The organism is Mycobacterium europaeum (assembly GCF_034555895.2).
Taxonomy (GTDB): domain Bacteria; phylum Actinomycetota; class Actinomycetes; order Mycobacteriales; family Mycobacteriaceae; genus Mycobacterium; species Mycobacterium europaeum.
Genome location: NZ_CP157315.1, coordinates 4,821,290 through 4,834,479, shown reverse-complemented (window position 1 = coordinate 4,834,479; position 13,190 = coordinate 4,821,290). Strand labels below are relative to the sequence as shown.

10 protein-coding genes and 1 pseudogene are annotated in these 13,190 nt (G+C 65.8%); 6 read left to right on the top strand and 5 right to left on the bottom strand.

The features are described from left to right. Positions 1–43 precede the first annotated feature (43 nt). The 4 genes from U8D42_RS22245 (at position 44) to U8D42_RS22230 (ending at position 5,407) form a co-directional block, all read left to right on the top strand. Entirely contained in the window at positions 44–859 is an 816-nt protein-coding gene (locus U8D42_RS22245; protein ID WP_322858207.1) for a mycofactocin-coupled SDR family oxidoreductase, read from the top strand. 49 nt (positions 860–908) lie between these two features. Next, on the top strand, positions 909–2,528 hold the full coding sequence (gene fadD12 / locus U8D42_RS22240) for an acyl-CoA ligase FadD12 (RefSeq protein ID WP_322858208.1): 1,620 nt from the start codon (positions 909–911) through the stop codon (positions 2,526–2,528). Positions 2,529–2,697: 169 nt separating this feature from the next. Then, positions 2,698–3,927 (top strand): alpha/beta hydrolase, encoded by a 1,230-nt coding sequence (locus U8D42_RS22235; protein ID WP_322858209.1) that lies wholly within the window; start codon positions 2,698–2,700, stop codon positions 3,925–3,927. Between the two features lie 28 nt (positions 3,928–3,955). Further along, a complete protein-coding gene (locus U8D42_RS22230) occupies positions 3,956–5,407 on the top strand; it encodes a WS/DGAT/MGAT family O-acyltransferase (RefSeq protein WP_085288702.1) in 1,452 nt (483 codons plus the stop codon). A 150-nt stretch (positions 5,408–5,557) separates the two neighbouring features. Here the strand turns inward: U8D42_RS22230 and U8D42_RS22225 are convergent, their stop codons facing one another. The 3 genes and pseudogenes from U8D42_RS22225 to U8D42_RS29405 all read right to left on the bottom strand — a co-directional run. After that, positions 5,558–6,379 (bottom strand): mycofactocin-coupled SDR family oxidoreductase, encoded by an 822-nt coding sequence (locus U8D42_RS22225; RefSeq protein ID WP_062887352.1) that lies wholly within the window; start codon positions 6,377–6,379, stop codon positions 5,558–5,560. Positions 6,380–6,798: 419 nt separating this feature from the next. Continuing rightward, a complete protein-coding gene (locus U8D42_RS22220) occupies positions 6,799–8,331 on the bottom strand; it encodes an AMP-binding protein (protein WP_431523887.1) in 1,533 nt (510 codons plus the stop codon). Between the two features lie 603 nt (positions 8,332–8,934). Then, a pseudogene (locus U8D42_RS29405) lies at positions 8,935–9,033 on the bottom strand (TetR family transcriptional regulator); the annotation flags it as partial. Positions 9,034–9,346: 313 nt separating this feature from the next. On the opposite strand from U8D42_RS29405, the gene U8D42_RS22215 reads away from it, so the two are divergent. Then, positions 9,347–9,769 carry a nuclear transport factor 2 family protein gene (locus U8D42_RS22215; protein ID WP_081216144.1) on the top strand — a complete coding sequence of 141 codons (423 nt, stop codon included), beginning with the start codon at positions 9,347–9,349 and terminating at the stop codon, positions 9,767–9,769. Positions 9,770–9,777: 8 nt separating this feature from the next. On the opposite strand, the gene U8D42_RS22210 is transcribed toward U8D42_RS22215, so the two are convergent. Then, positions 9,778–11,001, bottom strand: a complete 1,224-nt coding sequence (locus tag U8D42_RS22210) for an acyl-CoA dehydrogenase family protein (RefSeq protein ID WP_062886290.1) — start codon at positions 10,999–11,001, stop codon at positions 9,778–9,780. A gap of 93 nt (positions 11,002–11,094) precedes the next feature. Between U8D42_RS22210 and U8D42_RS22205 the strand changes: the two genes are divergently transcribed. Further along, the gene (locus U8D42_RS22205) at positions 11,095–12,219 is read left to right on the top strand and encodes an acyl-CoA dehydrogenase family protein (RefSeq protein ID WP_322858211.1); all 1,125 of its coding nucleotides are present in this window, start codon (positions 11,095–11,097) and stop codon (positions 12,217–12,219) included. Positions 12,220–12,263: 44 nt separating this feature from the next. Here U8D42_RS22205 and U8D42_RS22200 read toward each other — a convergent pair whose 3' ends face one another. Then, positions 12,264–13,019 (bottom strand): FadR/GntR family transcriptional regulator, encoded by a 756-nt coding sequence (locus U8D42_RS22200; protein WP_062886288.1) that lies wholly within the window; start codon positions 13,017–13,019, stop codon positions 12,264–12,266. Positions 13,020–13,190 lie beyond the last annotated feature (171 nt).

Genomic DNA, 13,190 nt, shown 5'->3' with positions numbered 1-13,190 from the left:
GAGGCGACATTGCGCGGCACAAGAGCGAAAAGGGTTGACGAGCATGGGTGTGTTGGACGGTCGGGTTGCTTTCATCACCGGCGCCGCGCGCGGGCAAGGACGTGCCCACGCGGTGCGGTTGGCTGCCGACGGCGCCGACATCATCGCGTTGGACATCTGTGCCGATATCGCGTCGATGGACTATCCCAACGCCACCCGGTCGGATTTGGACGAGACGGTCAAGCTGGTCGAGGGTGCCGGCCGGCGCATCGTGGCGCGTCAGGCCGATGTCCGCGACGGCGACGCGGTGGAGGCGGTCCTCGCCGACGGCCTCGCCGAATTCGGGCGCTTGGACATCGTGATCGCCAACGCCGGCATCATCCGGCTGTCCGGTGGTGGTGACGACCGGCAGGTGTTCCGTGACATCGTCGACGTCAACCTGACTGGGGTGTGGAACACCGTGCATGCCGCGATCCCGACCCTGATCGCGGGCGGGCGCGGCGGATCGATCGTCATCACCAGCTCCAGCGCCGGGCTCAAAGCCACCGGCACCGACCGGACCGGCGGTCAGGCCTATTCAGCCGCCAAGCGAGGACTCGTGGGTCTGATGCAGGTGTGGGCCAACGACCTGGGGAAACATTCCATCCGGGTGAACACCATCCACCCCACTGGGGTGGCGACCGGCATGGTCATGAACGAAGCGATGGGCAAACTACTCGAGTCCGGGGACGTCGCGATCGAGGCGATGCAGAACGTGTTGCCGATCCCGATGCTGATGCCCGAAGACGTGGCGAACGCGGTGGCCTTCCTGGTCTCCGATGAAGCCAAGTTCATCACCGGAACGGCCTGGCCCCTTGATGCCGGCTTTGCCGTGCGCTGAACGCCGCGGCTACTCACTGAGCACGGCGCGACTGTTTTGGTGGCGCGTCGTGACTGATCTCTACGCCCTGACAGCGACCTTCGTCCGCGCCGGGCTTGTAACGGTCCTGCGCCCCGACAAATACCTTCGGATCCTCTCCGCGGTGCGGCGTGAAGGAATGTCGGCGACGGCGGGTTTTGCGATCGCCGCGGCGCGGTGTCCGCACCGGCCCGGTCTGATCGATGAACTCGGGACATTGAGCTGGCAAGAACTCGATCGGCGTTGCAGCGCGTTCGCGGCCGCCCTGCAAGCGCGGCGCAGCGGACCGCCGGCCACGATCGGCGTTATGTGCCGCAATCATCGTGGCTTCGTCGAAGCCGTCGTTGCGGCCAGCAGAATCGGCGCCGACGTTCTACTGCTGAATACGTCGTTCGCGGGCCCCGCCTTGGCCGAGGTCGTGGCGCGGGAACGCGTTGAGGTGGTTGTCTTCGACGAGGAGTTCACCGAGACGGTCGAGCACGCATTGGCGGTAGACCCCGACGTGCACCGCATCGTGGCGTGGACCGATGATCCCGCCGCTCACGAGGTGACGGTCGAGAAGATGATCACCGCCTATCGCGGGCAACGCCCCTGGCCGGCGACGCGCACCGGCAAACTGATCCTGCTGACCTCCGGGACGACGGGACTCCCCAAGGGCGCCAGGCATTCCGGTGGTGGGCTCCGGGCTGTCGAGGCGATCCTGAACCGGACGCCGTGGCGCGCTGAAGAGACGACCGTCGTGGCGGCACCGATGTTTCACGCCTGGGGTTTCGGGCAGTTGGTGCTCGCGGCGATGATGGCGTGCACCGTGGTTACGCGCCGCAAGTTCGATCCCGAGGCCACCCTGGACCTCGTCGACCGATACCGCGCCACCGGGCTGGCCGTGGTTCCGGTGATGTTGGACCGAATCATGGACCTGCCCGACGATGTCCGCAACCGCTACAGCGGGCGCTCGCTGCGGTTCGCTGCCGCATCCGGTTCACGGATGCGGCCTGATGTGGTGATCGCCTTCATGGACCAGTTCGGCGATGTCATCTACAACAACTACAACGCCACCGAAGCCGGCATGATCGCCACCGCCACCCCGGCGGATTTACGCGCGGCGCCCGATACCGCCGGCAGACCTGCTGAGGGCACCGAAATCCGGATCCTGGGCGCCGATTTCACCGAATTGCCGACCGGTGAGGTGGGCGGCATCTACGTCCGCAACTCGACGCAGTTCGACGGCTACACCTCGGGGACCACCAAGGACTTTCATCAAGGATTCATGTCCTCCGGAGACGTCGGCTACCTCGACGAGGCAGGCCGGTTGTTCGTCGTCGGGCGCGACGACGAGATGATCGTCTCCGGAGGGGAGAACGTCTATCCGATCGAGGTGGAGCGAGCGTTGGCGCTACATCCCGCAGTGGAAGAGGTCGCGGTCATCGGTGTCGATGACGAGCAATACGGGCAACGTTTGGTCGCGTTCGTGGTGTTGGCCGAATCCGCGACAGTCACCACGGATGCACTCAAGCAGCACGTCCGCGACACCTTGGCCAACTACAAGGTGCCGCGTGAGATCGCTGTCCTGGCAGAGCTGCCGCGCAGCAGCACCGGCAAGATCCTGCGCGCCGAACTGCAAGCGCGCGTGTCCACCACCGACAGTGGGTGAACCCGACTCTGCAGCGGACCACCCTGCGGCAACCGTCACCCCGACACAGAACGGAACCCGTGGCAACGATCGAACGACGACTGAAGAGTTCTCGGCAACGACGTGACGGCACGCCATGGTGAAATATCCGTTGCCGACGGCGCCGCGACGCGACGCCGAAGGTGCCGAAATGACTTCGACCGACCGCGAGGGCACCACCCCGGGCCTGCGGTCAGTGGCCAAATGGGTCGTGCGCGCCCGCGCCACCGATTACATTGTGGCGCTGGCAACCTCGTATGGATCGATACCGATGATCGGCAGGTATTTTCAACCGTTCGGGGGCGCCGCCGCCGTGGGCGTGTGGGGGTATCGGCATGCCCCTGACTTCGTGTCCGCGGCGGTGCGGTCGCGGCTAGCGCCGGGGGCGGGCGAACTGCGCAAGCGGGAGCGCGATCAGACCAGAGCAGCCGCTGAAGCCGTCCTGGCCGACGTGACGCCCGACCGCACCTCCGTCGAGTGGCCCGCTCCCGAGCGAATTGCGCCGCTGTTCAAAGCCGGTCAGCAACGCAGAGATTATCTCTATCGACGGTCAGTCCCCTACGGCGAGAGCCCCGGCCAAGTCCTCGACGTGTGGCGGCGCCGCACCCTGCCGGCCGACCCTGCGCCGGTCCTGATCTTCGTGCCGGGCGGCGCATGGGTGTACGGCAGCCGCGTGATGCAGGGCTACGCACTGATGTCGCATCTGGCCGAACAGGGCTGGATCTGCCTATCGATCGATTACCGGGTTGCGCCCCAGCACCGCTGGCCAAGGCACCTACTCGACGTCAACGCCGCCGTGGCGTGGGCCCGCGCGAACGCCGACCAATTTGGCGGGGACACCGAGTTCGTCGCGATCGCAGGCTGTTCTGCCGGTGGTCACCTCTCGGCGCTGGCCGCCCTCAGCTGGGACGACCCCCGCTTTCGCGGTGACCTACCGCCGGGTGCCGAGACGTCGGTGGACGCGGTGGTGAGCATGTACGGCCGATACGATTGGGAGGACCGCTCGACACCGGAACGCGACAAGTTCGTGGACTTCCTTGAACGTGTGGTGGTGCGGCGTCGCTACACGCGCCACCGCAACATCTTCCGTAGCGCATCGCCGATCGCGCGCGTACGGCCCGACGCGCCGCCCTTCCTCGTGGTGCATGGCACGGCCGACACCGTGATCCCGGTCTGGCAGGCGCGGGCATTCGTCGACGCATTGCGCGCCACGTCACAAGCGGCTGTCGGCTACCTCGAGTTACCTGGCGGTCACCACGGATTCGACATGACCGACGCGACACGAACCGCCACAGCCGCAACCGTCATCGGCATCTTCCTCGACCAGGTCCGGCAAAGCCACGCCGAGCGGACAGCAAACCCGATATACAGGCACCACTGACCCTGCGATCGCCGCGGAGGTGTGAATTGTGAAGCGGCTCAACGGCTGGGATGCGCTGATGTTGTACAGCGAGACACCCAACATCCACATGCATACCCTCAAAGTCGCCGTCATCGACGCCTCCAACCATCCCGGCGACTACACCTTCGAACTGTTCCAACGGACACTGGGTCGCCGCCTGCACCTCCTGGAGCCACTGCGCTATCAGCTCGTCGACATGCCCTTCAAACTGCATCGCCCGATGTGGCTGGAAAACGCGCGAATCGACCTGGACTACCACGTGCGCCGCGCCCGGGTGGCAGCACCGGGAGGCCGCCGAGAACTCGACACCCTGATCGGCGAGATCACCGCTAGCCCCCTGGACCGCACCCGTCCGCTGTGGGAGTTCCACTTCGTCGAAGGCATGGCCGACAACCGCTTCGCGGTGATCGGCAAGGTGCACCACGCCCTGGCCGACGGGGTGGCCTCCGCCAACCTGATGGCACGGGCCATCGACACCCGCAGCACCAGCCGTAGCGAACGCGACAACGACGGCGGCAGCGTCCCACCATCCACGGGTGTCCTGCTGCGCGCCGCGGCCCGCGATCACCTCGACCAGATCCGTGAACTGCCCGCCCTGATCACCAGCACCGTTAACGGAATCACCCGCGTTCGCCGTCGATCTCGCGAACGCGACCACAACGCAACCATGGCCAAAAATTTCCGTCCTCCCCCGACATTCCTCAACCACCTCGTACCACCCGGCCGAACGTTCGCCAGCGCCACGCTGTCACTGGCTGACGTCAAGGCGACCAGTAAGCACTTCGGCGTCACGATCAACGATCTCGTTCTGGCGACCGCCGCGGGGGCACTGCGAGAACTGCTGCTGCGCTACGACGGTCGCGCTGCCGAGCCGATCATCGCGTCGGTGCCGGCCAGCCTCGACACCTCACCCGACCGCATCGTCGGCAACCAACTGGGGGCGATGCTGGTGTCGCTGCCAGTACACCTCGACGACCCGGTGGAACGGGTGACGCTCAGCCACGCCGCAGCCGGGATCGCCAAGGAGAACTTCCACCTGCTGGGGCCCGCGATCATGAGCCGGTGGTCGGCCTACCTGCCGCCGCCGGTCGCGCCCCGCGCATTCGCCTGGCTGGCCCGCCACGAAGCGCAGAACATGCTGATGAACGTGCCGATCTCCAACGTGCCCGGCCCCAGGGAACGGGGAACGATCGCTGGGGCACCGATGACAGAGATCTACTCCGTCGGACCAGTCATGAACGGCAGCGCAATGAACATGACGGTGTGGAGCTACGTCGACCAGTTCAACATCTCCGTGATCGCCGACGACCACACGTTTGCCGACACCCACGAGGTCACCGATGCAATGACTCGTTCCTTTGCCGAGATTCGCAGTGCTGCAGGGCTTTCCGGAGCGCTCACCGCAGTGGGTACGGCGATGGCTCATGTCACACCCGACGCTCAGCGACACCCTCGGTGAACTACCCGCTTTCCAGTGGCCTGCCGTGCTCATGGCCGGGCTCCTCGCTGAGCTGATCTGACCCTCGCGCCGAAGTGGTGCGTCCGTTGTCGGCACTGGGTGCCGGTGCTTAGCGCACCGCCGGCCGAGTGCCCCCGGTGCAACGCGCTACTACATGGCGGTGTATCCGGCGTCGACGGGCAGGCACACCCCGGTGATGTAGCGGGCGTGGTCGCTGGCCAGCCACACCACTGCGTTGGTGACGTCCTGTGCCTCGATGAACGGGACCGGAAGCAGGTTGGTGGCCAGCTTCGCCGCCGACGGATGCTCGGTAAACACTTGCGCCATGTGCTCGTTGACCACCATTGGAGTGAAGACCCCGGTCGGGTGCACCGTGTTGACCCGAATGCTGTGCTCGGCGTAAGAGGTAGCCGCCACCCTCATCAGGCCGACGACACCATGCTTTGACGCGGCGTAGGCGAAGGCTGCCGCGCTGCCGTCCCCACCTCGGCCCACCAGTCCCTGCGTCGAACTGGTCAGGATGATGGAGCCGCCGCGTCCTTTTCGGATCATCGAGGGCACTGAGGCTACCAGGGTGTTCCAGACCCCGAACAGGTTCGTCTCCACGATGTCTCGGTAGAGGCCCTGGTCGGTGGGGTCGGTCTTGCCCGTGGCCACCACGCCGGCGTTGGCGACCACGATGTCGATGTCCCCGAGTTCGGTGATTCCGGTCTCGGCAGCCGCTCGCAGGTCGACTAGGTCGCGGACATCTACCACCGACGTGTGAATCCGCCTGCCCCGATCACGGACGAGTTGCGCGGTCTGCTCCAGATCGTCGCGGCTGGCCAAGGAGTAGGGGATGGAATCCATATCGGCGGCGCGGTCGACCGCGATGATGTCGGCGCCTTGCTCGGCCATCGCTACCGCGTGGCTGCGGCCTTGCCCACGCGCAGCACCGGTGATCAGTGCGACTTTGTTGTCGAGCAGTCCCATGTGTGCCCCTGTCCTAGTGTTCCGGCAGCGCGGTAGTGGCGGAGGGATCGAGTGCGCGGGCCCGCCTGGCCGCGCCCGGGAAGTCTATCTGACAGTGATGTGTCAATATTTTGTTCGTTAATGACAGAACGGCGGGCTCCGCATCGGTCAGGTTGCGGTGACCGGCGGACCCTGAACCAGGGATGTATTTCCTTGTGACAGTGCTATTGCCAACCCTCTGTTAGGCCACTGCGATACCTGTGCTCACGCCTCGAATCACGTGCGTTATCCGATGAAGTGGCACGGGACTGGCATATTTTGTCCCATCCCGGTCGCGAGCTGCCGCCGGATTTCGGGGAAGGACCTTGACCGCAGTTCCGCATCACCGCCGATGCCATCGTCGTGCACCTTCACGCACGGCCTTGGGGCGGGCGGCGCTGCTACGAGTGGGCGACGATGTCGCGGATACGTTTCTTGTCGATTTTGCCGCTGGGCAGTGCGGGCAGTTCGTCGACGATGGCCAGCCGGCGCGGCACTTTGTACCGGGCCAGGGTGTCGCGCAGGAAGTGCTGGATGCGATCCAGGGTCAGCTGCGCGCCGGGTCGCAGCACCACGACCGCGGTGACGGCTTCACCCCACCGGGGATCCGGTGTTCCGACGACCGCGCAGTCCGCGACCTCGTCGAGGCCGCGCAGCGCGAGCTCGACCTCTGGGGAGTACACGTTTTCCCCACCGCTGATGATCACGTCCTTCTTCCGGTCGACCAGATAGAGCAGCCCGTTTTTGTCGATGCGCCCGATATCGCCGGTGTGACACCATCCGTCGCGCAACGTCGCCAGCGTGGCGGCCTGGTCGTTCCAGTAGCCGCGAAACAGTGAGTCCGACTGAACGATGATCTCGCCCGGCTGGCCGGCGGGAACGTCGAGGCCGTCATCGTCGACGATGCGTATCGACACACCGGGAAAGGGGAATCCGACCGATCCGAGTCGGTGTGCCGCTGTGGGGTTGTCGAGGGTGTGCAGTTCCCGTGGTAGTCCCGACACGATGGCTTCGGTTTGCCCGTAGAGGTTGGTGAACCCGGCGTTGGGCATGGTCGTCAGCGCTTGGCGCAGGGTGTGCGGCGACATCGGCGCGGCGGAATAGACGACGGTGCGCACAGCGCCGAGGGCCTCGTGGGCGCCGGGTTCGTCCAGCAGGGCTTGGAGCATCACCGGGGCCAGATGCAGCAGGGTGATGCGTTCGGATGTAACCAACCGGAGGGCTTCTGCGGTGTCGAATTGTGCTTGGAGGACTGCGGTTCCGCCGCGAGCGTGCAGGGCGCTGATGATGGCCAAGGCGCCGAAGTGGAACATCGGCATGTTGATCAGCCCGCGGTCGTCGGAGCCGGTGCGCATCTCGACGTTGGCCGCGAAAGCGATTCGGCGCAGTTCGCGGTGTCCGAGCATGCAGCACTTCGAAGGACCCGTGGTGCCGCTGGTGAATAGCAGGCACGCAATGTCGTCGGGTCGTGCGGCGAACGGCAGCGCATCGGCGACACCCTGCGCAATGAAGGCGTCGAGCCGCGTCATTCCCGGCGGAGGGGACGTACCGAGGCAGACGATCTGCCGAACCCCGCTCAGCTGGGGCGCGAGTTTGCCCACGGTGGAAGCGAACTCGTCGTCGCAAAATATGATGGACGGCGTGACCCTGCGCAGGGCATCGAGGATTTCGGGTGCGGACAGCCGAAAGTTGATCGTTGCCATCATGATTCCGCTGAGCTGGGTGGCGGCCAACAACTCGCCGTATTCGATGCTGTTGCGACCGAGCACGGCGATGCGGTCTTGGCGGCGCAGTCCGCTCTGGGCCATCGCCGACGCCAACTTCACGCCGCGGTCACGCAACTGGCGATGGCTGATGACACGGGATCTGAGGCGGTAGGCCGCGACGTCAGGGAAGCGTTCGGCGTTGTCGATGACGATGTCACCCATCGTCATCGCCGCACCGCCGCCGGGGCGCGCAACAGTGGCCGATGCCCGTCGCGGCGGGGTGGTCGTGCCGTTATGCGGGGGTACCGGGGCAGTGTGGGGAGGTTGCGGCCGCGGCGTCTCCTCGGCGGGTCGCGTTGATTGAGTCGTGAGTGAGTCGTTGAGGATCGCCATGATCATGCCGGCGACGGTGGTGACCATGTCGTCGTCCTCCACCGGCAGGCCTTCCGGTCGCACGAAGTACCACGCGCGGTCCAGCAGGGCCAGCACCGCTAGCCCCAGAGTGTCGGTTGACGGAGTCGGCGATGATCGGCGTGCCTGCAGCGCGAGCCCCAGCGGGGCGGCCACGTGCATCTCCATCCGACGCGCGCCCTCCCGGAACGTGTCGCTGCTCGACGACCAACTGCTCGAGGACAGGACGAAAGCGCCGTGGACGTCCATGTAGGCGAAGTAGGCGCCCACCCATGACTTCACGTCATCCAGCGTCGGATGAGCGCCGAGCGTCTCCCACCCTCTGACCACGGTCTGGGCGTCGTGGTAGGCATTCTGACCAAGTGCGGCAAACACCTCGGCCTTGTCCTTGAAGTAGGTGTAAAAGCCGGCGCGGGAGATCCCGCACTTCTCGGTGATGTCGTTGATGCGGGTACCGGCGTAGCCGCGACTGAGGAACAGGCTGCGGGCCGCCTCCAATATTGAGTCCCGCGTCTGCATCGCGCGAGGACTCAATGGGATGTCGTTGTGCTGTTGGTCCACAGTCCCGTCGCGGTTTGGTAAGGCCCGTATCGTCGCCTGATGATACTGCACAAGGGCGGGCGACCTGGTCATGCAGATCGCTGAATCCGCGCCGTCGCACGGTATCGACGCAGTTCAAGACGCATTTACGAACTTGGCATTGTTGTCAACAATACTTGGCGTTTGCGTCAAGTAGCGCTAGGGTCGGGCCATGAGAAGCGGGTGTCACCCGCGTGGCGCCGCCGTGCACCTCGATCCGGTCGTGTGCCGTCGACACAATTAGGAGACCACTATGGCTGACGTCGTTGCCGATACGAGCCGAGCGGAGATGGTGGCGGCTCTGCTGCGTGACTTCTCCGGTGGTGACTTCGACACCGCGATGACGTTGTTCGCCGAGGAGATCGAGGTGCGGCTGCCGTTCCAGGATGAGCGCACCGGTTTTTGGTCTCACGTCAGGGGCAAGCGCGGTGTTCGGCAACTCTTCGAGGGGGTGGCCAAGCTGTTCGATCCGCACCCGCTACACCTCGACGAGGTGTTGTCCGCCACCGACGACAGGACTGTCGTGGCCCGCTATCACGGTGATTTCGTGGCCCGCGACACCGGAAAGCCCTACCAGAACACCTACATCGCCGTGTTCGAGTTCGACGGCCGCCTGATCAGGTCATGGACGGAATTTCACAACCCGATGGTGCTGGCCGAGGCGTTACGCCCCTAGATCAGCGCTCACCCTGCGCGCGCCTCGCGGGGCAACCCCAGGATCCGCTCGGCGATGATGTTGCGTTGAATCTCCGACGTGCCTGCGTAGATGGTGCCGGCCATCGCGTTGCACAGATGCACCGACAACCACGAGCTGGAATCGTTTGGCGCGCCGGCGTCATCGGCACGGAACCACCGCATGGGCATGTCACCGTCCCACGCCAGGGCATCCGTGCCCAGGATGTCGACGGCCAACCGCGTAGTGCTCTGGTGATACTCGCTCCAGTAGAGCTTGGCGACGGACGCCTCGGGCCCCAGCGACCCGTCGCGCATGTAGGCCGACAGGATCTTGTCGCCCAGCGCTTTCATCACCGCGACACCGAGATAGGCGCGTCCGAGCCGCTCACGGGTCACCGGTTGCCGGTCAGCGCCGCGATCCTTGGCCAGCGCGAAGACGCGTTCGAGTTCATGGGCGAACAGAATCGGGTTGACCGCCGCTTCCTCGCCCCGTTCGTGGCTGAGCAGCGAATTGGCCACCGCCCAGCCGTTGTTGACCTCCCCGACGACCAGACCGGCCTCGGTTCGGGCGTCATTGAGAAAGACCTCGCAAAAGTCTTCGGTGTTGTTGAGCATCGTGATCGGCCGGACGTCGACACCAGGCTGGTCCATCGGCATCAGCAGCATGCTGATGCCCTTGGACTTCGGCGCGTCCGGGTCGGTGCGGGCCAACAGGAACATCCAGTTGGCGTTTGTCGCGTTCGAGGTCCAGATCTTCTGGCCGTCGATGTGCCACTGGTCGCCTTCGCGTCGGGCACGGGTTCGCAGACCCGCGAGGTCTGAACCGGCCTCGGGCTCGGAGTAGCCCTGGCACCAGATGTCCTCGCCGCTGATGATGCGGGGCAGGAACCGCAGCTTCTGTTCGTGAGTTCCCCAGGCCGCCAACGTGTTCCCGAGCAGCTTCATCGACAGCGTGTCGCCCGGGCTGCCCACCGGCACCCTGGCGCGGGAGAACTCTTCGACCACCACCAGGTGGTCCAGTTTGGTCAGGCCCCGCCCGCCGTAGGCCACCGGCCACGTCACGCCGAGCATTCCGGCGTGCGCGCACAGGCGGCGCCACCGGTCGACGAACTCACGGCGCTGCGGCCCGGGCAGCGCGCCGGGACCCGACCAGTCGGCGGGGAGGTTGGCTCGAAGAAACGCCCTGACCTCATCACGGAACCCGGGCGTCTCGGCTGGTCCTGTCGCGGTCACAAGGCCACCCCCGGGCAATTGCGAAGAATCATATAGAGGATACTAATGTATTCGAAATCGAACTAATATGGTGCTTTGACTGGAGGGGGCCGAATGCCGTTGCTGACCGATGACGACCGGATGGAGTTCCGGATCTGGGTCCGCGACGGCCTGCAGCAGCACGCGCCATTGGCCCGGACGCGACAACTGGCCGAGTCGGGTCGCCGCGACGACCCGATTCTGTGCGGGAGCCTCGCGGAATTGGGGGTGTTCGGACTGGCGACGCCCGAGGAGTACGGCGGCGGTGACGTCGGTGCGGCAGGGTTGGCCATTTTCCTGATGGAGGCCGGCCGGTGCCTGTTGCCCGCGCCGTATCTGTCGAGCGCCGTGCTGGCGCCGACAGCGATCCGGTGGGCCGGCGCCGAGGAACACTTCGCCGATCTACTCAAAGGCATCGTTCAGGGACAGGCGCGGGTGGCGCTGGCGTTGAGCCCGTTGGATGGCGCCGCGCCCCGCGCCACGCATGATGGACACACTTGGCGAGTCAGCGGCGCCGAACCGGCCGTGCTGGAAGCTGATGTGGCGGATTGGCTGATCGTGGCCGCCGAAACCGATACCGGGCCTGGGCTATTCGTGGTCGACGGGCACGACGCCGGGGTGTGCATCGAGGCGCTTCGCTCCGTCGATGCGACCCGGCCGGTTGCGGCTGTCACCTTCGACGCTGCACCGGCAGTCGCGCTGGGTGAGGTGGATGCCGCGGCGGCGCTGCGAGCCCGGCTGCAGGACCTCATTCGCTTGGCGATAGCCGCCGACGCGGTCGGGGCTGCTCAACGGCTGCTGGACATGTCGGTGGACTACGCCAAGACGCGGGTTCAGTTCGGCCGACCGATCGGCTCCTTTCAGGCGATCAAGCACCGCTGCGCCGACCTATTCGTGGCGGTGCAGGCCGCCACCGCCGCGGTGGAGGCCGCGTTCGACCACCTCGACCAGCCACAGCCGATCCCGGTGTCGGCGGCGGTGGCCGCGGTCTGCGCGCACGAGGCGAACTGGCAGGCGGTCCGGACCGCCATGCAAATCCATGGTGGGCTCGCCTTGACGTGGGAGCACGAGGTGCAGCTCTATTTGAAACGCGCGACGGCATCCCAGCACCTGTTGGGCAATCCCGACCGGGAGCTAGCCCGGCTCACCGATCTGGTGCTCGCCGAGGGCTACGACGTGGCCCAAGAGATCATCGGATGAACCCCCGTCCAACGACCGTCACCTCAGAGGTGTACGCCGTCGGGTCAGCCGAGCATCTCCACCACCGTTTTGGCCAACGGGCGGGCGGTGTAGTGGTGCTCGATCTCGTCGAGGTGCTTGTTCCACAATTCAATCGCGGCATCGGTGTCGTGGCGTTCGATCAGCGTCACAAAATAAGCGTGCGTGCGATGCACTTCGCCGTACTCAACGCCCAACTCACCGGGCGCCAGCGCCTCGACGTAGCGGGTCCGCGCCGGCAGCAAGAGGTGGTACAGCACCTCCACGGTGGTGCGGACCGTCTCGTTGCCGGCGAGTTCGGCGACCAGCAGGTGAAAGTTGATGTCGTGGCGGGCATACTCGGCCGGGTTCGCGATGTGCGGTGTCGCCTCGGTGATCGCCTGGCTGAGCCGGGATACGTTCTGGCGACGTTTGTCTCGCGCGACCGCCTCGCCCAAGGGCCGTTCCAGCGCGCTACGCGCACGGTAGACATCAGCCATCGTGGTGCCGCGATATTGCAGCAGATATCCCAGATGACGCGCTGCCATGACGCCGTCGGGGGGCTTGACGCGTGCGCCGCCCAGGGCGCCGCGCCGCACGACGATCAACGCCTCGGACTCCAGGATGCGGAACGCTTCGCGCAGGGTGGGCCGGCTGACGTCGAACTGCTCCATCAATACGGCTTCGGCCGGCAGCAGCGCATCGGCCGGAAGTTCACCGGTGATGATCTGTCCGCGCAGACTGGCGGCGACCAGCTCGGCGGCCTTGGGAACCCGGACGGCACCAAAGGACGCTGCCGTCATCGTTTCCCCCTCCCGTGCGCCCTAGGTGTCGACATCGCGGTACCGGCGAGCGGTACCGCTCATCGTGTAGAACATTTTAATCCTCCAACTGTTTTATGGGATGGAGGCGCCCGGTGCACGTTCGGACCGTCACGGCCGCGCCGCCGCGCGTCCAATGACTGCACCCGCGCT